The sequence below is a fragment of the Aeromicrobium sp. IC_218 genome (assembly GCF_004336805.1).
Lineage (GTDB): Bacteria > Actinomycetota > Actinomycetes > Propionibacteriales > Nocardioidaceae > Aeromicrobium.
Map to the genome: position 1 here is coordinate 35,384 of NZ_SJXM01000006.1, position 19,310 is coordinate 54,693.

Below are 19,310 nucleotides of genomic sequence, written 5' to 3' on the forward strand. Positions count from 1 at the left end.
CTTCGATGGAAGGGCTCCGGGACTGGTCCAGGAAACCGCTAACACTCGATTCCTGTGCGTCGAATGGACAGCCAACATGAGTTCATCCGGGTCTGGAGCGGTCTGCCCAAACTGTTGCGCGATACTGCCCGACGCTCGTTGCTTGCCACCCGCAACGTGTGATCCGTCCTAGGCGTTCGGCTTAGTTTCAGCCAATCGTCGACGGCGCCGATTCTCAGCTACCGAAGGCAGCATCCATCGGACCAGAAGACTGCCTGTCTCGATTAGCACATTGCGGCGCTGGTAGTACGGCTTCTTCTGCAGGCCCCCGATCGCGGCCAGCACGAATCCGGCTACGAGAAGCAGCATGAAGATCGCGAGGAGGGCCCTCCAAACGCCAGGGTTGTCGTCACGGAGCGTGGTCCAGACGAAAGGCAAGAAAGTGCCAGCGATCAGTACCACATACAGCGCGCCAAGCCAGTCCCGCTCCCCGTGCTTGTCGACCTCGTGGATCTCGCCGATCTGCCAGTCGATGGTCTTGAGCAGCCGCGTACGCGCCGCGCTGTCCGGGATCTGCTCGAGCAAGGCGGTGTCGCGCTCGAGGCGGGCACGGCGGCTGTCGCTCTTGCGAAGTCCGGTGGCGAGACCGACCAGGCCGGTGAACAACGCGCCCGCGAGGGCGATTAGCGACGGGACGTACTCGTCCGGGATGCCGAACACGGTCTAGCTGGTGGCCGGCTGTCGGCGCGCGAGGTGGGGCGGCGGCGGGCTATCCGGGGTCACCCGGTACGCGAGCTCGGACTGGTACTCGACCTGCTGCAGCAGCCGGCCGAGTAGTGCGTTGGTCCTCGCCGTCTGCTCGTTGAGGGTGTCCAGCCGCGTCTGGACGTGCCGGTCTGCTGCGCTCACGTTCGCCCCACCTGGTCTGCCTCGTTCGGACGCTCGAGCGTACCCGCGGGCGGGACAGTACGTGGTGGAAAGTCGGCGGCTTCCGGCCGTGGTTTCGTCTGGCAGCGGGTGGCCCTGTTGGCGAAGTACGGTCGGCGCCATGACAGAAGCCCCCGTACCGCACTCATCGGCGCTACCAGACCTCGTACTGCGGGACATCGTCGCTGCAGTCGATGCCGTCAACTCGTTCGACATCGGGATCACGCTCTGGGTGCATGGGCAGGTTGTCAGCGGCGACCTCATCGCTTCGCACGCCTACGGACAGGGCGTCAGCGGCGCCCTGCGGCAGCGTGCCGCCGTGATCGACAACGGGGCAATACTGGAATCGTTCACCGTGCTGTTCGACCAACGGTTCCCGGAACCGGTTCCTGCGCAAGAGCGCACTGAGCGGCCTCCCGAGCCGGAGTTCCTCCACCTACGCCAGGTCAGTTTTCTGGACGCTGACAGCAAGGGGACGACCCTCGCATTCTGGCGGGGCGCACTGTCGTCAGTTGATGGGTGGACGCTTGGCCGGCGGGCCATCACAGCCGACAACTGAGGCCGCAGCGCAGCGGCGGCTCGTCTGAAGGCTGGGGCGCTGAGAAAGCGTCCGAGGGCGTTTTCGTCACTTTGAAGAAAGTTCGAAGTCCGGCGACCTAACGGGAATCTCGCCGTGGGCTCAAGGGACGAGCACCGATTCTTGGGAGGCGTGGTCCAACGAGATCGGCTTCGCCTTCGTGATCGGTCGGGGAGCGGTGGCGTCAGGCTCACGTCCCCTAACTGGAATGCTGGTTCTGCTTGTGGCGAGCGTTAGCTGGAAGTGATGGGCGACGAGGTCCCAGTAGGCGCATTGCTTGGCTCCCTCACTCCGGCACCGCGACGACCTTGTTCTGGTAGGCCCACACGACCGCTTGGAGACGCGAGCGGACGCCGAGCTTGGGCATCATGCGGGCCAGGTGCGACTTCACCGTGGACGTCTCGAGCACCAGCTCGGCCGCGATCTCGTCGTTCGACAGGCCCTGGGCGAGCAACAGCAGGATGTCCAGCTCGCGGGCGGTGAGCAGGTCGGACGCGCGTCCGGCCGTCACCGGGACGATCTCGCGGCGGGTCACCACCTCGCGCAGCACCCGCTTGGTCAGCGCGTCGTCGAGCGTCCCGTTGCCGGCCGCGACGGAGCGCACGGCGCCGACCAGCACCTCGGGCTCGGAGTCCTTGAGCAGGAAGCCGGACGCGCCGGCCTCGAGCGCGCCGAACAGGTAGTCGTCGATGTCGAACGTGGTCAGCACGAGCACCGGGATCGGGTCGGCGACGCCCGGGCCGCACAGCTCGCGGGTGGCGCTGATGCCGTCCTGGCCGGGCATGCGGATGTCCATGCAGACGACGTCCGGCCGGTGCTCGCGTGCCGCCTCGACCGCCTCGCGTCCGTCGGCGGCCACGGCGACGATCTCGATGTCGGGCTCGGCGTCCAGCAGCGTCCGCAGCCCGGCGCGGACGAGCGCCTGGTCGTCGGCGATGACGACGCGGATCATGCGTCCTCCCTCGGATCGGTCTCGGTGTCGGCGTCGGGGTCGCGCGGGACGCGCAGGACGACGCGCCAACCGCCGTCGTCCGTGGGTCCGGCGACGAGGCTCGCGCCGGTGAGGTCGGCGCGCTCGCGCATGCCGACCAGCCCGAACCCGCCTCCGCCGGCGTCGACGGACGCGACGGGGGAGCGGTCGTTGGCCACCGTCACCACGACGGCGGACGCGTCGCGGTCGTCCACGGTCACCTCGACCCGCGAGCCGGGGGCGTGCCGGGCCGCGTTGGCGAGCGACTCCTGCACCATCCGGTAGGCGGCGAGCTGGGCGAGCGGTCCGACGCCGTGCCCGAGCGGATGTTCGCCGGTGAGCACCGTCAGGCCCGCGTCGCGTCCGGCCGCGACGGCGTCGTCGACCAGCGCGGCGACGCCGGCCAGCGACTCCGGACGGGTCTCACCCACGTCCCCCTCGCGCAGCAGGCCGACCAGGCTGCGCAGGTCGCGCAGGACGGACGTGCTGGACCGACGCACCTGGGCGACGGACGCCTTCGCAGCCTCGGGGTCGGTGTCGATCTGGGTGCCGATCGCCGCGGTCATCACTGCGATGCCGGACAGGTGGTGCGCCGCGATGTCGTGCAGCTCGCGCGCCATGGCCGTCCGCTCACGGGCGATCGCGGCCTGGACGAGCGCGTCCCGCTCGCGCAGCAGCGCGGCCTCGCGTCCCTCGCGGGCCTGGCGCACCTCGCGGCGGGAGGCGACGACCAGCGCGACGACGACCGGCAGCGCCAGCGTCCCGATCGCCTGCAGCACGCCGATGCCGAGCGACGCCCCGAACGTGTCACCCCCGGCGTGCGTGCTGATCGTCCCGCCGACCGCGAGCAGCACGGCCGCGGCGAGGTAGGTCGGCCACGCGCGGGCGGGCGGCTTGGCGAGCCCGAGCGTGAACGCGGCGACGAGGACGGCGAGCTGGGCGAGCCCGGTCGCGTCCCCGAGCCCGGCGAGGGCCGCGAGCAGCAGCCCGGCGGACGCGGCGAGCAGGACGATCTCGGGCGCGGCGCGACGCCACAGCAGTGCGACCGCCTGGGCCACCAGCACGATCCCGCCGAGCACCCAGGACGTCGTGGACGGCACCGGGGTGACGACGTCCGACTCGGGCGCCACGTGGGCGGCGACGGCGACAGCGACGAGCGCGGCCAGCGCCAGCGCCCCGGTCACCAGCGCGACGCGACGGTCGGCGGCGCTCGGTCGGGGGAGGCGGGTCACGACCGCGACGCTACCGCGCGCCGGCCCTGGTCCTGCCCGAACGCCTGCGCGGACGAGCGTCCGTCGGCCAGGATCGGGCCGTGGACGAGCGCGAGGACCCGATCGAGGTGCGGGTCATGAACGACTACGGGGTCGAGTTCCCGCTGTGGGGCCACGGCGGCATCGGGCCGGAGGACCCGGACGAGGTCGGGCTCAGCCCGCAGCTCACCGCCGACCTCGAGGCCCTCGCCGCGCGCTGGGAGGCGCACCTGGGCCCGGGCGGCTCCGACGACCGCTTCGACCGGTTCCCGGTGCTGCCGGCGCTCGTCGACCGGTGGCGTCGGCGCCGCGCATCGGCAGACCGAGCGGCTGCCGTCCAGCGGTGGGAGGCCGAGGCGGCCGCCATCAAGGGGCTCGGTGAGCACCTCGCCCGCCGGGTCCAGGACGAGCTCGGCCCGCGCTACGCCGTGACCTACTGGGGCTGAGCGTGGACGAGCGCGAGGACGTCATCGAGGTCCGGGTCATGAATGAGTACGGCGTCGACTTCCCACTGTGGTTCGACGACGAGGACGGTCCGGACGACCCGGACGAGGTCGAGCTCAGCCCGCAGCTCACCCAGGACCTGGAGGCGTTCGCGGCACGGTGGCAGGCATGGGACGTCCCAGAGGTCTATGAGGACCGGTGGGACGGTGTTCCGATCATGCAGACGCTGGCTAGCTGGAGGTGGCCGTTGCTCAGGCTGCTGAACCCGAGACGTCGCAGCCGTGACAAGGCCGAGGCCGCTGCGATGCACGAGCTCGGCGAACAGCTCGCCCGACGGGTCCAGGACGAGCTCGGCCCGCGCTACGCCGTGACCTACTGGGGCTGAATCGCGCTCCTCACCCCGCGGCCAGCCGCCGCACCAGGCTCCCGAGCACCAGGTCGATGCCCAGCTCGAAGGCTCGGTCGGCGCGCTCGCGTCCCGTGGCGGACGCCTCGATGGCCGCGGCGAGCAGCGGGCCCTGGGCGGCGTCGCGACTCCAGACTTCCTCGGGCGCGGCGAGGTCAAGCGCGGAGCCGATGACGACGTTGTCGAGCACCGTGATGACCGTCAGCAGCTCGTCGTCGGGGACGCCGGCGCGGGCGAGGGCGGCGGCCATCTGCTCGTACAGCGCCATGACGTCGGGGGAGGAGACCGTGTACGCGGTCAGCAGCGGGACGAGCCGGGGGTGCGCGGCGAACGCGTCACGGTAGCGGCGCAGCAGCTCGCGCAGCTGGGACTCCCAGTCGTCGGTGTCGTCCAGCGGCGGCGGGTCCAGCTCCTGGAAGACGAGCGAGCGCATCGCCTCGACGATCTCGGCCTTGCCGGTGAGGTGGTTGTAGAGCGACGAGGGACGCACGCCGAGCGCTCTCGCGACCTCGTTGACGCTGAACTCGCCCTTGCGGTCGACAATCGCCAGCGCGGCGGACGCGATCTTGGCTACGGAAAGCACGGGTACAGCGGGCCTCGCCACACGGAATCCCTTCGTGAAACACATTCTTTACACGGAATCCATTGTCAGTGATCCCGGTCACCAGCATACTCAACGAACACCATTCGTTTTAGGTCCGCGAGGTTGCCATGACCGCTCCACCCACCAACGCTCCCGTCGGCACGTCCGACGACACGTCGCTGCGCACCAACTCGCTCGGCGTGCTCGGCGTGACCATGACGGTCGTCTCGGCCGCGGCTCCGCTGACCGTGATGGCCGGCGTCGCCCCCGTGGCTCTGGCCGTCGGCGGCGTGGGCGTCCCGAGCGCGTACCTCCTGGCCGGCGTCGTGCTCACCGTCTTCGCGATCGGGTTCACGGCCATGGCCTCCTCGATCCCGCGCACCGGCGGCTTCTTCGTCTACATCGGCCACGCGTTCGGTGGCACCGCCGGGTTCGCCGCCGCCGTCGTGGCGATCGTGTCGTACAACTGCCTGCAGATCGGCGTGTACGGGCTGTTCGGCGTCCAGACCCAGGCCGCGCTGCAGGACCTGTTCGGGCTGGACGTCCCGTGGCCGGTCATCACCGTGGTGGCCGTGGTCGCCGTCTACCTGCTCGGCATCCGCGGCATCGACCTCGGCGCCCGCGTGCTGACCGTGCTCATCGTGCTCGAGGCCGGCATCCTCTCGCTGCTCGCGCTGGCCATCGTGTTCCAGGGCGGTGCGGACGGTCTCGGTGTCGCCTCGTTCGATCCGTCCAACGTCTTCACCGAGGGGACGATGGCGACGATCGGCATCTGCTTCGCCGCGTTCATGGGCTTCGAGTCCACCGCGCTCTACCGCGCCGAGGCCAAGGACGCCCGCCGCACCATCCCGCGCGCGACGTTCCTCGCGGTCGCGTTCATGGGCCTGTTCTACTGCTTCGTGGTCTGGACGATCGTGCAGGCACTCGGCCAGGACAACGTCGAGGCGGGGGCGGGCGAGGCCGGCCCGGCGCTGTTCTTCACCACGATCAACACCTACCTGGGCCCGTGGGCCGAGCACGCGATGTACGTCCTGGTCGTGACCAGCGTGTACGCCTCGCAGCTCGCCTTCCACCACGCGATCAACCGCTACGTGCACGGCATGGCCCGCCACGGCGCGCTGCCCGCGGCCTTCGCCCGCACGAACCGGGCGGGCAGCCCGGTCGTCGCCGGCACGGTGCAGACCGTGCTCGCGCTCGTCGTCGTGCTCGGGTTCGCCGCGTTCGGCGCCGACCCGTTCACCGACCTGCTCATCGGCGTCAACACGCCCGGCGTCGTCGGCGTCGTGCTGCTGCAGGCCGTGGCGTCGCTCGCCGCGGTGCGCTTCTTCCTCCGCCATCGCGACGTGCCGCGCCGGCCCCTGGTCATCGGCTCGTCGGTGCTCGCGGCCGTCCTCATGCTGCTGGTGATCTGGCAGTTCCTGGACCACATCGCCGTCTTCACCGGTGCTCCGCCGGAGATGAACCGTGTGCTCGTGTCCGTCATCCCCGTCGTGGTCGTGCTCGCGGTCGTCGCCGGCCTGGTGATGCGCCGCGTGCGACCCGACGTCATCGCCGAGCTCGCCCACGAGGGCGAGGACGAGGAGGTGGTCCGCTGATGGACCTCGTGATCTGCGCCGACACGGTGCACACCCTGGAGCCCGGCGCGGGCGCCGTCACCGCCGTGGGGGTCCGTGACGGACGCATCGCCGCCGTCGGCACCCGCGACGACGTGCCCGGCTGGACGACGTCCGCCACGACCGTGCTCGACCTGGGGGACGCGACGCTCGTGCCCGGCCTGGTCGACGCCCACGTCCACCCGGTCATGGGCGCGCGGATGACCCTCGGCGTCGGCCTGCTCGAGCTCGACCTCGAGGGTGTCCGCGCCGCGCTGGCCGAGCGCGCGTCCGGCCTGCCCGACGACGCCTGGGTGCTGGGCTGGGGCCTGGACCCCAACATCGTCCCCGACGGCGTGCTGACCTCCAGCCTGGTCGACGAGGCGGTCGGTGGACGTCCGGCGCTGCTGCGACTGTTCGACGGGCACTCCGCCCTCGCCTCGACCGCCGCGCTGACGCTGGCCGGCGTGACGGGACCTCGGACGTTCGACCAGCAGTCCGAGGTCGTCTGCGCGCCCGACGGCACCCCGACCGGGATGCTCCTCGAGTCCGCCGCCATCGAGCTCGTCGAGCGGCACGTGCCGCAGCCGAGCCTGGACGAGCTCGCCGCCGCGACCCGCGACGCGCTGGCGGCGATGGCCGAGCAGGGCATCGCCGCCGCGCACTCGCTGGAGCACGAGGCCCAGGCGTCCGCGGTCTACGACCTGATCGAGCGCGACGGCGACCTCCCGGTGCGCCTGCGCTGCTCGCCGTGGTGCCTGCCCGGCACCGACGAGTCCGACTGGCAGGCCATCGCCGACCTGCAGGGCACGGGTGGGCGACGCTGGACGGTCGAGGGAGTCAAGCTGTTCATCGACGGCACCATCGACAACGGCACCGCCTGGCTCCTCGAGCCGGACACGCTGGGGGAGTCGACCCGCCCGTACTGGCCCGACCCGGCCTCGTACTCGCGGGCCATCGCCTGGTTCGACGCCCATGACGTGCCCACGACGACCCACGCGATCGGCGACCACGGGGTGCGGCACGTGCTGGACGCCCTGGCCCGGACGAGCGGACGCGTGCGTCACCGCGTCGAGCACATCGAGACGATCCCCGACGACCTCGTCGAGGCGTTCTCGCGGCTCGACGTGACCGCGAGCATGCAGCCGACCCACGCCACGGAGTACACGCTCGCCGACGGCACGGACAACTGGTCGCGCCGGCTCGGCCCCGGACGTGCCGCGCACGGCTGGCGCACCCGTGACCTGCGCGAGGCCGGCGTCCGCGTGGCGCTCGGCTCGGACTGGCCGATCGCCGCGTGCGACCCGCGCGGCGTCATCGCCGCCGCCCAGCTGCGCCGACGTGGCGGTGACCCGAGCCGCGCGCCGGTGCAGCCCGACCAGTCGCTCTCCGCGCTCATGGCGCTGGAGGGGTACACCACCCACGCCACCTGGTCGGTCGGCCATGACGACCGCACCGGCACCATCGCGGTGGGCAAGGTCGCCGACCTGTCCGCCTTCGCGCTCGACCCGCTGACCAGCGACCCGGACGACTTCGCGACCGCCGAGGTCGTCCTCACCCTCGTCGACGGCACGCCGTCGTACCGCCCGACCGGAAGGACCCACCGATGAAGCTCGTCCACGGCCCCGCCCTGGAGTCGCCCGCCCGCGTCGACGCGCCGACCCGCGAGCCGCTGCGCGTCGGGCTCGTCCAGCACCACTGGCGCGAGGACGCCGACGAGCTGCAGCAGGTGCTCGCCGACGGGGTCGCCGCCGCGGCCGCCGAGGGCGCCACCGCGGTGTTCCTGCCCGAGCTGACGCTGTCGCGCTACCCGGCGTTCGAGGAGCCGACCGGCGCCACGTCCGACCTGACCGAGAGCCTCGAGGACGGCCCGACGGTCACGTTCGCCGGCCGGGTCGCGCGCGAGCACGGCGTCCACGTGCACGCGTCCCTGTACGAGCGCGCGGACGCCGGTGACGGGCTCGGCTTCAACACCGCCGTGGTCGTCGACCCGTCCGGACGGCTCGTGGCCCGCACGCGCAAGACACACATCCCGGTCACCGAGGGCTACGTCGAGGACAAGTACTTCCGCCCCGGCCCGGCCGAGGACGCCTACCCCGTCCACCACCTCGACGGGCTGCCCGCCGCGCTCGGCCTGCCGACCTGCTGGGACGAGTGGTTCCCCGAGGTCGCCCGCATGTACGCCCTCGGCGGCGCGGACGTGCTTGCGTACCCGACCGCGATCGGGTCCGAGCCCGACCACCCCGGCTTCGACACCGCCCCGCTGTGGCGCCAGGTGATCGTCGGCCACGCGATCGCCAACGGGCTGTTCATCGTCGTGCCGAACCGCACCGGCGACGAGGGCCGCATCCGGTTCTACGGCTCGTCCTTCGTCGTCGATCCGTACGGACGCGTGCTCGCCGAGGCGCCGCGCGACGAGGAGGCCGTGCTCGTCGTCGACCTCGACCTCGACCAGCGCCGCGACTGGCTGACGCTGTTCCCGTTCCTGCGCACCCGCCGCCCCGACACGTACGCGGGGCTCGCCCGATGACCTGGACGATGCCGGCCGAGACCGCGCCGCACTCCTGCACCTGGATGGCCTGGCCGTCGTCGGGCTACACGCTCGGCGAGACCGACGCGGACGCCGACGAGGCCCGTCGCACCTGGGCCTCCGTCGCGCACGCGATCTCGGCGTTCGAGCCGGTGCGCATGGTCGTCGACCCGTCCGCGGTCGGCGTCGCCCGCGACCACCTCGGCGCGAATGTCGAGCTGCTCGAGGCGCCGCTGGACGACGCGTGGATGCGCGACATCGGCCCCACGTTCGTCGTCGACGGCGACCGGCTCGGCGCCGTCGACTGGACGTTCAACGGCTGGGGCGGGCAGGCCTGGGCGTCCTGGGAGCACGACGCGCAGGTGGCCGGACGGGTCGCCGAGTGGGCCGGCGCGACGCTCGTGCCGTCCGACCTGGTCAACGAGGGCGGCGGCATCCACGTCGACGGCGCCGGCACCGTGCTGGTCACGACGACCGTGCAGCTCGACGTCGGCCGCAACCCCGACCTGACCGCCGCCGACGTCGAGGCCGAGCTGCGTCGCACCCTCGGCGTCCGCGACGTCGTCTGGCTGCCCCGCGGCCTGACCCGCGACTACGCGGAGCTCGGCACCCGCGGGCACGTCGACATCGTCGCCGCCATGCCCGAGCCCGGGGTGGTCCTGCTGCACCGCCAGCTGGACCCGCGCCACCCCGACCACTCGCTCGACGTGACGTTGCGGGCCGCGCTGCCGCAGGAGTGGCGGGTCGTCGACCTGCCGGCGCCACAGCAGCTGGTGGACGAGGCCGGGCCGGTCGACTACAGCTACGTCAACCACCTGGCCTGCAACGGCGGCGTGGTCATGGGCGGCTTCGACGACCCGCACGACGACCGCGCCGCCGAGGTGCTCGCCGAGGTCTACCCAGGCCGCGAGGTCGTGCGCGTCGACGCCCGTCCGCTGTTCGCGCGCGGCGGCGGCGTCCACTGCATCACCCAGCAGCAGCCCGCGATCTAGCCCGGACGTCGGTGGCGGTCCCTACGCTGGGGGCTCCGTCATCGAGGAAGGGACGCCCGTGGTCGACGTCTGGAAGGTCGTGCACGCCGAGCGTGCCTCGCTCGTGTCGTTCCTGGAGCGGGTCCCGGACGAGCGGTGGTCGACGCCGTCGCTGTGCGACGGCTGGACGGTGCACGACGTCGTCGCGCACCTGGTCGACTGCGCCCGCACCGACACCTGGCACCTGGCCAAGGGCGTCGTCCGCGCCCGCTTCGACTTCGACCGGCAGAACCAGCTCGGCCTCGAGCACGAGAAGGGCACCCCGGCCGAGACGCTGCAGCGGCTGCGCGACGTCGTGCCGCTGACCAAGACGCCGCCGGTGAAGCTGGAGACCCGGCTCGTCGAGGCGTTCGCCCACGGCGAGGACGTCCGGCGCCCGCTCGGTGCCCGCGGCGAGTACCCGGCCGACGCCATGAACGCCGCGCTCGGCTACCTCGTGGGCGCGTCCACCAAGATCGGCGGCGGACGCCAGCGGGTCGAGGGGCTGCGCGTCGAGGCGCCCGACACCGGGTTCACGCACGGCGCCGGCCCGGTGGTCACCGGGCCGGCGAGCTCGCTGCTGCTCGTGCTGTCCGGCCGCCGGGCCGGCCTGGACGAGCTCGAGGGCGACGGCGTCGAGGTGCTTGCCGCCCGCTGAGGCGTTGGACCGGCGGCGAGGGCGGGGCACGATGGGCGCATGACGCTGCTCGGGACCGACCTGCCGCTCGTCGGCGCCCCCATGGCCGGGGGCACGACCACCGTCGACCTCGCCGCCGCCGTGACTGGGGCGGGCGGGATCGGCTTGCTCGCCGCCGGCTATCGGACCCCCGAGGACCTCGCGGCGCAGGTCGCCGCGCTGCGCGAGCGCACGGACGCCGTCGGGGTCAACCTGTTCGTGCCCTCCGACGAGCGTCCCGACGTCGCCGAGGTGCGCGCGTACGCCGAGCGGCTGCGTCCCGAGGCGGACGCCCTGGGCGTCACGCTCACCGACCCGCCGCTCGTCGACGACGACCACTGGGACGCCAAGGTAGACCTGCTGGTATCCGACCCGGTGCCGTTCGTCTCGCTCACGTTCGGGCTCCCACCAGCCGCGGACGTCCGCCGGCTGCAGCAGGCCGGCACCCGAGTGCTCGCTACCGTCACCACCGCCGACGAGGCGCGCGAGGCTGAGGAGCTCGGGGTGGACGGCCTCGTCGTGCAGGGCCCGTCGGCGGGTGGGCACAGCGCCACCTTCGACCCGCGCCGGACGATCGAGGACGTGCCCACCGCCGACGTCGTCCGGGCCGTGGGGGCCGCGACCCGGCTGCCGCTCGTGGCCGCCGGCGGTGTGGCCGGACCCGCGGACGTCCGCGCGCTGCTGGAGGCTGGAGTCGAGGCGGTGCAGGTCGGCACGTTGCTGCTGCGCTCCGACGAGTCCGGCGCCGGCCCCACGCATCGTGAGGCGCTCACCGACCCGCGGTTCACCGAGACCGTCGTGACCCACGCGTTCACCGGACGTCCGGCCCGGGCGCTGCGCAACGCGTTCGCCGACCGGCACGGGGCGACGGCGCCGGTCGGATACCCGGCCGTTCACCACCTGACCCGTGAGCTGCGCGCGACGGCCGCGCGTCAGGGGGACGCCGAGCACGTCCACCTGTGGGCGGGCACCGGCTACCGGCACGCGCCGACCGGACCCGCCGCCGACGTCGTCCGGGCGCTCAGCCGGGATCTGTAGGCGTCCCTTCGTCGCTGAGGGTGACGTTGTTGCGGTGATCCTCGGCGTGTCGCCGCAACAACGTCACCCTCAGCGACAACGGGACCTAGTACGGGCCGGCGAGGAAGACGTCGTGGGCCAGGCAGGAGTCGGGAACCCGCTGGCCGCGGAAGGTCCACGGCGCGTCGGGAACCGTGCCGCCGACGTGCTCGACGATCCAGCCGCCGCCGAGGCTGATCCGGTCACCGAGCGCGAACCGTCCGTGTCCGGGCACCTCGACGGTCAACGGGTCGTCGCCGACGAACCGGGTGCCGTGCGGCCAGACGATGACCCCGCCGTCCGCGCCCAGGCAGCCGCCGACCACCTCGATCCGTCCTCCGCCCAAGGCATTCATGCTCGCCGTGGTCGGCTCGTCGACGAGCAGCACGGGGCGCGGGGAGGGAGAGGGCGCGGGCAGCGTGGTCACGTCCGGCACGCGGCCGCACCCGGCCGCGACGCTGGCGACGAGCAGCAGGGCCCCGGCGAGACGTCCGACAGCAGTCATGCCCACCCATGTCATGGACGGCCGGGTCGTCTCGGCTCTGCTTTTCGCTGAGGGCGACGTTGTGCACGCGACACGCCGAGAAGGGCGTACACAACGTCACTCCCAGCGAGGAGGTGACCCAGTGGGAGCGGGTGACCCAGCAGGACGAGGTGCCTCTCGGGCTGGCTCGGCGGAGGATGGCGGGAATCGACGAAGGGGATCCCATGACCGTCCTGTCCACCGTCCGTGCCGCCGCCGCGGGAGCGCTGCTCGTCAACGCCGTCCCGCACGGGGTCAAGGGCATCACCGGCCAGTCGTTCCCGTCCCCGTTCGCGACGCCGCCGGGCGTGGGGTTGTCCGGACCGGTGCCGAACGTGCTGTGGAGCGCCGCGAACCTGGCCGGCGGATCGTGGCTCAGGCGGGGCGTCACCACCCCGGCCGAGCGCCGCGCGATGGTGCTCGGCGCCGTCGCTGCGGCCGCCGGGCTCGCCGCCTACTTCCACCGGCTGCCCACGCTGCCGGAGGCGTGACGCAGAACTCCGCCGTTCGCGGTGCACGGGCGGCGGGCGCCGCTTACCCTTCAGGAGGTGCCAAACCGGTACCACGTCCCGCCCGACGGATCGGGCATCGGGGGACTGCAAAGGAGTGCACCATGAAGAGCTTCGCCTGTGGCGACGTCGTTCCCGGCTGTGACGCCACCTTCGTCTGCGACACCGAGGACGACGTCCTGGCCGCCGTCGCGCGTCACGCCCAGGACGACCACGGCATGACCGAGGTCCCCGCCGAGCTGGTGGACCAGGTCCGTGGACACATCGTCGCCGTCGCCTGACCAGGCGACCGTCAGCCCCGCCGACCTGGCCCGGGTGCTGGGCGGCGAGGGGCTGACGACCCACTACCAGCCCATCGTCGACCTGCGTCGCGGCACGGTCGTCGGCTACGAGGCGCTCGCGCGCTTCGACGCCGCCGAGCGCAACCCGGAGGTCTGGTTCGCCCGGGCCCGCGAGCTCGGCCTGGGTGCCGCGCTCGAGGCGGCCGCGGTGCGCTCAGCCCTGACCCGCCGCGCGAACCTTCCGGTCAACACGTTCCTCACGGTGAACGTCGGCCCGGACGTGCTCACGTCGCCGGAGATGCAGGAGGTCTGGGCCTCGGCCGAGTCGCTGGCCGGTGTCGTCATCGAGCTGACCGAGCAGCACCGCATCGAGTCGTACGTCGACCTCGAGCCGAGCCTCAACGCGCTGCGGGCCCAGGGCGCGCTGGTCGCCATCGACGACGCGGGCGCGGGCTACGCCGGACTGCAGCACCTGCTGTCGCTGCGCCCGGACTTCGTCAAGCTCGACCGCGGCCTCGTGGCCGGGCTCGACCGCGACGAGGCCAAGCGCGCGCTCGTCGAGATGATGGGCACCTTCGGCAGCCGGGTCGACGCCTGGCTGCTGGCCGAGGGCATCGAGACCGGCGAGGAGCTGGACGTCCTCGTGCAGCTCGGCGTGCCGCTCGGCCAGGGCTACTTCTTCGGGCGGCCGGCGGCCGAGTTCGCCACCGCCGACCCCGATGCCGTGCTGCGCGTCCTGACCCAGCAGCAGGCGGGGGAGCACCCCGGCCTGCGCCCGCTGATCGAGTTCGCGCCCACCGCCGTCGACGTGGACGCCGCCCGCGTGCTGCTCGGCGACGACCGGCACGACGTGGTCGTCATGCTCGACGGGCACGGACGTCCGTCGTCGACGGTCGACGGCTGGGGCGCGTTGCACGCGATCCGCGACTCGGGCCTGCGGATGAACGTGACGACCCCGCTGGACGAGGCCGCCCAGCGCGCCATCGTGCGTCCGGCGTCGTCGCGCTTCCACCCGATCGTGTGCACCGACAACGCGGGTCGCTACTGCGGGATCGTCCGCGTCGAGCGGCTGCTCGACGCGCTCGCCCGGGCCGCGGCACCGGCGCTGCACGCGTGACCCGACGGGCGGGCGGTTTCGCTCACGTCGTCGGGGATGCGGCCGATCAGTCCGGCGTCATGCCCGCCCCGGACCCCCTCCCGAGGAGCAGTAGTGAAGCGATTTGCGTGTGGTGACGTCGTCCCCGGCTGCGAGGACGTGTTCCTCGGTGCCACCGAGGACGAGGTGCTGGACAAGGCGCTCCAGCACGCCGCCGACGCCCACGGCATGACCGAGGTCTCCGAGGAGACCATGGACCACGCCCGCGGGCTCGTCACCACCGTCGCCTGACCGATGACCTCCGGGACCGCGGCGGGACACGTCGTCGGGCCCGAGGACCTGGACCGTGCCGTCCACGGTGACGGGCTGCGGATCCACCTGCAGCCGATCCTGGACCTGACCCGCGCCACGGTCGTCGGGTACGAGGCGCTCGCGCGCTTCGACGGCCCGGTCAGCAGCCCCGAGGCCTGGTTCGACGCCGCGTACGCGTGCGGTCGCGCCGCCGAGCTCGAGGCGGCCGCCGTCCGGGCCGCGCTCGCCCGCCGCGCCACGCTGCCGCCGATGCGGTTCCTCACCGTCAACGTCTCGCCGGACGTGCTCAGCGCGCCGTGCATGCAGCAGGTGTGGCGCGAGGCGTCCCCGCTGCGCGGCGTCGTGGTCGAGCTGACCGAGCAGCGCCAGTTCGACGAGCGCGAGGTGCAGGCCGAGCTGACCGCCCTGCGGGCCGCCGGCGCGTTCATCGCCATCGACGACACCGGCTCGGGCTACGCCGGGCTGCACCGCCTGCTCGTCGTGCGTCCCCACTTCATCAAGATCGACCGCGGACTCGTGGCCGGCGTCGACCAGGACGAGGGCAAGCGCGCCCTCATCGAGATGCTCGGCATCTTCGGCAACCGGGTGGACGCCTGGCTGCTGGCCGAGGGCATCGAGACGCCCGAGGAGCTCGAGGCGCTCATGCAGCTCGGCGTGCCGCTGGGCCAGGGCTACCTGCTCGGGCGGCCCGCCGCCGAGCCGGCACCGCCCGGCGCGGAGGTGGCGCGGCAGATGCTGTCCCACCGCACGCTGCACCGGGCCGGGGAGGGCCTCAGCCCGTTGCTCGAGCGCGTCCCGACCGCCGAACACGTCGCGGCCGCCCGCGAGGTCGTCGCCCGGGATGAGGTCGACCTGGTCGTCGTGCTGGACGCGGCGCAGGCGCCCACCTGGACCGTCGACGCGTCCGGCGACGTGCAGCCGGTGCGCGAGGCGGGGCTGCGGCTGCCGGTCGACACCGACCCGGCCGAGGCCGCGCGCCGGGCGATCGTCCGGCATCCGGACCTGCGGTTCCGCCCGCTCGTGTGCGTGGACACTCAGGGCCGGCTCGCCGGCATCGTCCGCATGGAGCGGCTGGTCGAGTCGCTCGCCGGCACCCCGGCGACGACGGAGCCCGCGGCCGGCTGAGCCACCGCTGGCTGAGCTTGTCGAAGCCCGACAGCTGGCTGAGCTCGTCGAACCGCGACCCGCTGGCTGAGCTTGTCGAAGCCTCCCTTCGACAAGCTCAGGGAGCGGGGGTGCGGGATCAGGGAGCGGGGTGCGGCTCGGGCGGCTCCCTTCGACAGGCTCAGGGAGCGGGATGGCCCAGGGTGCGCGTGGGTCAGGCGGTGACGGCGTCGGGGCCGGGCTCGGGGACGTCCTCGCCGCGCGGCGCGAGCAGCGTCGCGAAGCCGGTGGTGATCGGCACCGCGAGCACCAGGCCGATCGCGCCGACGAGCGTCCGCGCCACCTCCGAGCCGATCTCCTCGCTGGTCGCGACCTGGGTCAGGCTCTGGCTGTACGCCGACACCAGCAGCAGGATCGTCATCGCCGAGCCCGCGTACGCGAACACCAGCGTGTAGACGCTGGACGCGATGTGGTCGCGGCCGATGCGCATCGCCGACGCGAACAGCTGCGCGCGGCTCGCGGTCGGCTGCAGGGCGCGCATCTCCCAGACCGCGCTGGCCTGCGTGACGGTGACGTCGTTGAGCACGCCGAGGCCGGCGATCACCATGCTGGCCGCGACGATGCCGGACAGGTCGGCGCTCGTGGCGACGGCGGCGAGCAGCCGGTCGTCGTCGGACGCGACGCCGGTCAGGTGCGACCAGTCCGTCGCCCAAGCGCCGAGCACGGCGGTGAGCCCGAGTCCGACGAGCGTCCCGAACAGCGCGGACGTCGTCCGGATCGAGACGCCGTGCGCGAGGTAGAGGACGACGATCATGATCGCCGCCGACCCGACCGCGGCCACGAGCAGCGCGTTCGTGCCTGACAGCAGGGCGGGCATGACGAAGCTGAGCAGCACCACGAGCGTGACGCCGATGCCGGCGATCGCGAACAGGCCGCGCCAGCGGGCGACGACCACGACGAGCAGGCCGAACACCGCGGCGATGGCGGCGAGCGGGAAGCCGCGCTCGAAGTCGTAGAACTCCCAGGACGCCGGCTGGCCGTCCGGCGCGATGCGCAGCACCTGGATCTCGTCGCCGACCTTCATGCCGGACGCCCAGCGGGTCGGGTCGAGCGTGAAGGTGGCGGTCTCGTCGCCGGCCTTCGCCGTCACTTCGGCGCAGTCGCCGGCGCGGGCCTGGGTCTGGTCGGGGCCGAGCCCGTCGCCGCCGCAGTCGAACGCGCGCACCGACTCCACGACGGCCGGCACCCGGCTGACGCCCTCGGCGGCGTACGGGTCCTGGGCCTGCGGCACGTCCTCGGACGCGGGCCACAGCAGCGCCATGGCGACGAGGGTCGCGACGGCGATGACGCCGACGACCGCGCCCAGGGCGAGGGCCAGGGTGCGGCGCGGGGGTCCGTCGGAGGGCGGGGTCGCGTGGGAGTGGCTGTGGCTCACGGCCCCGATCGTGCCAGGTCCGGTCGCGGGGAGCCCCCGGGACCGGCCGCGCCGCTCAGTCGATCGCGAGCTTCATGCCCTCGTGGGACGCGACGAAGCCGAGCCGCTCGTAGAACCGGCGGGCGTCGGCGCGCTGCTTGTCGGTGGTCAGCTGGACGAGCGTGGCGCCGCGCTCGCGTCCGTGCTCGACCGCCCAGCCGATCATCGCCGTGCCCAGACCGGTGCCGCGGTGGGTGGCGGCGACGCGCACCGCCTCGACCTGCAGCCGCAGCGCACCGCCGCGCGACAGGCCAGGCAGGAAGGTCAGCTGCAGCGTGCCGGCCAGCTCGTCACCGTCGCGCACCACGGCCAGCAGGTGCGCCGGGTCCGCGTCGACCGCGTCGAAGGCGGCCAGGTACGGCTCGAGGTCGGTGGCCTCGCGCTCGCGACCGAGGACGTCGTCGGCCAGCAGCGCCACGACCGCCGGCACGTCCTCGCGCCGGGCGCGGTCGACGTGGACGGTGCGGTCGGCGAGCTCGAGCGGCGTCATGGCGCTCAGCGTACGAGCGGTGTCGGCGGCAGGGCCTAGCCTTCGGCCATGAGGCTGAGCGAGGAGGACCTCCGGCTGCGCACGCTCGCGCGCCAGCTCCCGAACGCCACCGACGTGCTGGACCTGTTCGAGCGCCTCGCGCCGATCCAGTCGCAGGTGCCGCGCAGCCCGTTCGTGCTGGCCTCGTCGCGGCGTCCGGGCACGACGTACGCCGAGGTGAACGACCTGCTCGAGAGCCACGTGCTGGTCAAGGGCACGTGCCTGCGCGGCACCGTGCACACCGCGCCGGCGACCCTGTGGCCCGACCTCGACGCGGTCGCGCGGCGCACGCGCGAGAACGACCTGCGTCGCGAGCTCGGGCTGAGCCGGCTCACCGTCGACGACGTCACGGCCGAGGTCGAGCGGGTCTGCTCCGGACGGTTCGTGCCGCGCGACGAGGTGGTCGAGGCGGTGTTCGCGTTCGTCGAGGCCGGCGAGGGGCGTCCGGTCGTCGACACCCCGTACGTGCGCAACCTCGTCTGGGGCCACCCGGGCCTGGTGCGCCGCCCGCGCGACGAGCGCTGGGACAAGCGCACCGACGCCTTCCACCGCACGGCGTCCGAGCTCCTGGGCGCGGGGCCGCCTGACGCCGACGCCGCGCTCGACCGCCTGGTGCTGCGACACGTCGCCACCTGCGGCCCGGTCACCCGGCGCGACCTCGCCTACTTCCTCGGCGACGGCCTGCGACGCGTCGACGCGGCGGTCGCCCGGCTGGGCGACGCGCTCGAGCGTCTCGAGGGTCCCGGCGACGAGCCCTACCTCGACCTGGCCGAGCCGCCCGGGGGCGACGCGCCGGACGACGTCCGGCTGCTGCCAGAGTTCGACGCGCTCGTCGTCGGCTACGCCGGCCCGGGGCGCACCCGGTTCCTGCGGGCCGAGCAGCTCGACGCCGTGTGGGGGCGGGCGAACGGGATCTACTCGCCCACGGTGCTGGCCGACGGGCGCATGGTCGCCACGTGGCGGGTCACCGGCGCGGCGCGCGCCACCCGGCTGGAGGTCGTCATGCTGCCCGGTGAGCGTCCGCTGACCGACGACGAGCTGGACGAGCCGGCGCGGGCGCTCGGCAGCGTCCTCGACGTCACCGTCGCCGACGTGTCCGTCGCGCGTCCCTAGACGCGACGAGGCCCGGGAAGACGTGCTCCCCGGGCCCCGTCGGACGTCTGCGTGTCAGGCGTGCTTCTTGCGGCCCGTGATCGCGTTGTAGGCGATGAGCACGATGATGGCGCCGATGATCGAGCCGATGATGCCGGCCGCGGAGAAGTCGATGCCGTCTCCGCTGATCAGGCTGCCCAGCAGGCCGCCGACGAACGAGCCGACCATGCCCAGCAGGATCGTGGCGAGGATGCCCATGCTGTCCTTGCCGGGCACGACGGCGCGCGCCAGGAAGCCCGCGATGAGGCCGACGATGATGAAGCCGATGATGCCCACGTGATTCTCCTTCTCAGCCGGCCGGGCGGCCGGCGTTTGGCGGTGTCTCGCCCG

At 73.1% G+C, this 19,310-nt stretch carries 24 protein-coding genes; 15 read left to right on the forward strand and 9 right to left on the reverse strand.

Going from position 1 to position 19,310, the window contains the following annotated elements:
* Positions 1-168 precede the first annotated feature (168 nt).
* The gene (locus E0W78_RS08750) at positions 169-699 is read right to left on the reverse strand and encodes a hypothetical protein (protein WP_131403487.1); all 531 of its coding nucleotides are present in this window, start codon (positions 697-699) and stop codon (positions 169-171) included.
* Between the two features lie 3 nt (positions 700-702).
* Complete coding sequence (locus E0W78_RS08755; protein WP_131403488.1) at positions 703-888, reverse strand: hypothetical protein; 186 nt, start codon at positions 886-888, stop codon at positions 703-705.
* A gap of 139 nt (positions 889-1,027) precedes the next feature.
* Here E0W78_RS08755 and E0W78_RS08760 point away from each other — a divergent pair, with 139 nt between their 5' ends.
* Positions 1,028-1,465, forward strand: a complete 438-nt coding sequence (locus E0W78_RS08760; RefSeq protein ID WP_131403489.1) for a hypothetical protein — start codon at positions 1,028-1,030, stop codon at positions 1,463-1,465.
* A gap of 304 nt (positions 1,466-1,769) precedes the next feature.
* Here E0W78_RS08760 and E0W78_RS08765 read toward each other — a convergent pair whose 3' ends face one another.
* Together E0W78_RS08765 and E0W78_RS08770 are read right to left on the reverse strand one after the other, a co-directional pair.
* Complete coding sequence (locus tag E0W78_RS08765) at positions 1,770-2,435, reverse strand: response regulator transcription factor (protein ID WP_131403490.1); 666 nt, start codon at positions 2,433-2,435, stop codon at positions 1,770-1,772.
* Positions 2,432-3,685 carry a histidine kinase gene (locus E0W78_RS08770; RefSeq protein WP_131403491.1) on the reverse strand — a complete coding sequence of 418 codons (1,254 nt, stop codon included), beginning with the start codon at positions 3,683-3,685 and terminating at the stop codon, positions 2,432-2,434. The genes E0W78_RS08765 and E0W78_RS08770 overlap by 4 nt, the downstream gene beginning before the upstream one ends.
* A gap of 80 nt (positions 3,686-3,765) precedes the next feature.
* Here E0W78_RS08770 and E0W78_RS08775 point away from each other — a divergent pair, with 80 nt between their 5' ends.
* Together E0W78_RS08775 and E0W78_RS08780 are read left to right on the forward strand one after the other, a co-directional pair.
* Complete coding sequence (locus E0W78_RS08775; RefSeq protein WP_131403492.1) at positions 3,766-4,149, forward strand: hypothetical protein; 384 nt, start codon at positions 3,766-3,768, stop codon at positions 4,147-4,149.
* A 2-nt stretch (positions 4,150-4,151) separates the two neighbouring features.
* Positions 4,152-4,532 (forward strand): hypothetical protein, encoded by a 381-nt coding sequence (locus E0W78_RS08780; RefSeq protein ID WP_131403493.1) that lies wholly within the window; start codon positions 4,152-4,154, stop codon positions 4,530-4,532.
* Positions 4,533-4,542: 10 nt separating this feature from the next.
* On the opposite strand, the gene E0W78_RS08785 is transcribed toward E0W78_RS08780, so the two are convergent.
* The gene (locus E0W78_RS08785; protein WP_165570449.1) at positions 4,543-5,136 is read right to left on the reverse strand and encodes a TetR/AcrR family transcriptional regulator C-terminal domain-containing protein; all 594 of its coding nucleotides are present in this window, start codon (positions 5,134-5,136) and stop codon (positions 4,543-4,545) included.
* 128 nt (positions 5,137-5,264) lie between these two features.
* Here E0W78_RS08785 and E0W78_RS08790 point away from each other — a divergent pair, with 128 nt between their 5' ends.
* Genes E0W78_RS08790 through E0W78_RS08815 form a run of 6 tightly spaced genes read left to right on the forward strand, consistent with a single transcriptional unit; the run spans position 5,265 to position 11,982 of the window.
* A complete protein-coding gene (locus E0W78_RS08790) occupies positions 5,265-6,731 on the forward strand; it encodes an APC family permease (protein ID WP_131403495.1) in 1,467 nt (488 codons plus the stop codon).
* Entirely contained in the window at positions 6,731-8,338 is a 1,608-nt protein-coding gene (locus tag E0W78_RS08795; RefSeq protein WP_131403496.1) for an amidohydrolase, read from the forward strand. The genes E0W78_RS08790 and E0W78_RS08795 overlap by 1 nt, the downstream gene beginning before the upstream one ends.
* On the forward strand, positions 8,335-9,258 hold the full coding sequence (locus E0W78_RS08800; protein WP_131403497.1) for a nitrilase-related carbon-nitrogen hydrolase: 924 nt from the start codon (positions 8,335-8,337) through the stop codon (positions 9,256-9,258). Before E0W78_RS08795 ends, E0W78_RS08800 begins: the two co-directional genes overlap by 4 nt.
* Positions 9,255-10,250 carry an agmatine deiminase family protein gene (locus tag E0W78_RS08805; RefSeq protein WP_131403498.1) on the forward strand — a complete coding sequence of 332 codons (996 nt, stop codon included), beginning with the start codon at positions 9,255-9,257 and terminating at the stop codon, positions 10,248-10,250. The genes E0W78_RS08800 and E0W78_RS08805 overlap by 4 nt, the downstream gene beginning before the upstream one ends.
* A gap of 58 nt (positions 10,251-10,308) precedes the next feature.
* Positions 10,309-10,926, forward strand: a complete 618-nt coding sequence (locus E0W78_RS08810; protein WP_131403499.1) for a maleylpyruvate isomerase family mycothiol-dependent enzyme — start codon at positions 10,309-10,311, stop codon at positions 10,924-10,926.
* A 39-nt stretch (positions 10,927-10,965) separates the two neighbouring features.
* A complete protein-coding gene (locus tag E0W78_RS08815) occupies positions 10,966-11,982 on the forward strand; it encodes a nitronate monooxygenase (protein ID WP_131403500.1) in 1,017 nt (338 codons plus the stop codon).
* A gap of 85 nt (positions 11,983-12,067) precedes the next feature.
* Here E0W78_RS08815 and E0W78_RS08820 read toward each other — a convergent pair whose 3' ends face one another.
* On the reverse strand, positions 12,068-12,505 hold the full coding sequence (locus tag E0W78_RS08820) for a hypothetical protein (RefSeq protein WP_131403501.1): 438 nt from the start codon (positions 12,503-12,505) through the stop codon (positions 12,068-12,070).
* A 203-nt stretch (positions 12,506-12,708) separates the two neighbouring features.
* On the opposite strand from E0W78_RS08820, the gene E0W78_RS08825 reads away from it, so the two are divergent.
* The 5 genes from E0W78_RS08825 to E0W78_RS08845 all read left to right on the forward strand — a co-directional run bounded on the left by E0W78_RS08825 (position 12,709) and on the right by E0W78_RS08845 (position 15,846).
* Complete coding sequence (locus tag E0W78_RS08825; RefSeq protein WP_131403502.1) at positions 12,709-13,014, forward strand: hypothetical protein; 306 nt, start codon at positions 12,709-12,711, stop codon at positions 13,012-13,014.
* Positions 13,015-13,136: 122 nt separating this feature from the next.
* A complete protein-coding gene (locus E0W78_RS08830) occupies positions 13,137-13,313 on the forward strand; it encodes a DUF1059 domain-containing protein (RefSeq protein WP_131403503.1) in 177 nt (58 codons plus the stop codon).
* The gene (locus tag E0W78_RS08835) at positions 13,288-14,430 is read left to right on the forward strand and encodes an EAL domain-containing protein (RefSeq protein WP_131403504.1); all 1,143 of its coding nucleotides are present in this window, start codon (positions 13,288-13,290) and stop codon (positions 14,428-14,430) included. Before E0W78_RS08830 ends, E0W78_RS08835 begins: the two co-directional genes overlap by 26 nt.
* A 93-nt stretch (positions 14,431-14,523) precedes the next feature.
* Positions 14,524-14,700 carry a DUF1059 domain-containing protein gene (locus tag E0W78_RS08840; protein WP_131403505.1) on the forward strand — a complete coding sequence of 59 codons (177 nt, stop codon included), beginning with the start codon at positions 14,524-14,526 and terminating at the stop codon, positions 14,698-14,700.
* A 3-nt stretch (positions 14,701-14,703) separates the two neighbouring features.
* The gene (locus E0W78_RS08845; protein WP_131403506.1) at positions 14,704-15,846 is read left to right on the forward strand and encodes an EAL domain-containing protein; all 1,143 of its coding nucleotides are present in this window, start codon (positions 14,704-14,706) and stop codon (positions 15,844-15,846) included.
* Between the two features lie 193 nt (positions 15,847-16,039).
* Here E0W78_RS08845 and E0W78_RS08850 read toward each other — a convergent pair whose 3' ends face one another.
* Positions 16,040-17,260, reverse strand: a complete 1,221-nt coding sequence (locus E0W78_RS08850; protein ID WP_131403507.1) for a YibE/F family protein — start codon at positions 17,258-17,260, stop codon at positions 16,040-16,042.
* A 55-nt stretch (positions 17,261-17,315) separates the two neighbouring features.
* Positions 17,316-17,789: a GNAT family N-acetyltransferase gene (locus tag E0W78_RS08855; RefSeq protein ID WP_131403508.1), complete on the reverse strand. Its 474-nt coding sequence runs from the start codon at positions 17,787-17,789 to the stop codon at positions 17,316-17,318.
* A gap of 48 nt (positions 17,790-17,837) precedes the next feature.
* On the opposite strand from E0W78_RS08855, the gene E0W78_RS08860 reads away from it, so the two are divergent.
* Positions 17,838-18,941 carry a crosslink repair DNA glycosylase YcaQ family protein gene (locus tag E0W78_RS08860; protein ID WP_131403509.1) on the forward strand — a complete coding sequence of 368 codons (1,104 nt, stop codon included), beginning with the start codon at positions 17,838-17,840 and terminating at the stop codon, positions 18,939-18,941.
* A gap of 54 nt (positions 18,942-18,995) precedes the next feature.
* Here E0W78_RS08860 and E0W78_RS08865 read toward each other — a convergent pair whose 3' ends face one another.
* A complete protein-coding gene (locus E0W78_RS08865) occupies positions 18,996-19,256 on the reverse strand; it encodes a GlsB/YeaQ/YmgE family stress response membrane protein (protein WP_131403510.1) in 261 nt (86 codons plus the stop codon).
* Positions 19,257-19,310: the final 54 nt, after the last annotated feature.

What these genes read in the sequence shown, in the direction of transcription:
- E0W78_RS08760 (WP_131403489.1), top strand. Translation starts at nt 1,028, where the DNA reads ATGACAGAAGCCCCCGTACCGCACTCATCGGCGCTACCAGACCTCGTA.
- E0W78_RS08765 (WP_131403490.1), bottom strand. Translation starts at nt 2,435, where the DNA reads ATGATCCGCGTCGTCATCGCCGACGACCAGGCGCTCGTCCGCGCCGGG.
- E0W78_RS08790 (WP_131403495.1), top strand. Translation starts at nt 5,265, where the DNA reads ATGACCGCTCCACCCACCAACGCTCCCGTCGGCACGTCCGACGACACG.
- E0W78_RS08795 (WP_131403496.1), top strand. Translation starts at nt 6,731, where the DNA reads ATGGACCTCGTGATCTGCGCCGACACGGTGCACACCCTGGAGCCCGGC.
- E0W78_RS08800 (WP_131403497.1), top strand. Translation starts at nt 8,335, where the DNA reads ATGAAGCTCGTCCACGGCCCCGCCCTGGAGTCGCCCGCCCGCGTCGAC.
- E0W78_RS08805 (WP_131403498.1), top strand. Translation starts at nt 9,255, where the DNA reads ATGACCTGGACGATGCCGGCCGAGACCGCGCCGCACTCCTGCACCTGG.
- E0W78_RS08815 (WP_131403500.1), top strand. Translation starts at nt 10,966, where the DNA reads ATGACGCTGCTCGGGACCGACCTGCCGCTCGTCGGCGCCCCCATGGCC.
- E0W78_RS08820 (WP_131403501.1), bottom strand. Translation starts at nt 12,505, where the DNA reads ATGACTGCTGTCGGACGTCTCGCCGGGGCCCTGCTGCTCGTCGCCAGC.
- E0W78_RS08825 (WP_131403502.1), top strand. Translation starts at nt 12,709, where the DNA reads ATGACCGTCCTGTCCACCGTCCGTGCCGCCGCCGCGGGAGCGCTGCTC.
- E0W78_RS08830 (WP_131403503.1), top strand. Translation starts at nt 13,137, where the DNA reads ATGAAGAGCTTCGCCTGTGGCGACGTCGTTCCCGGCTGTGACGCCACC.
- E0W78_RS08845 (WP_131403506.1), top strand. Translation starts at nt 14,704, where the DNA reads ATGACCTCCGGGACCGCGGCGGGACACGTCGTCGGGCCCGAGGACCTG.
- E0W78_RS08855 (WP_131403508.1), bottom strand. Translation starts at nt 17,789, where the DNA reads ATGACGCCGCTCGAGCTCGCCGACCGCACCGTCCACGTCGACCGCGCC.
- E0W78_RS08860 (WP_131403509.1), top strand. Translation starts at nt 17,838, where the DNA reads ATGAGGCTGAGCGAGGAGGACCTCCGGCTGCGCACGCTCGCGCGCCAG.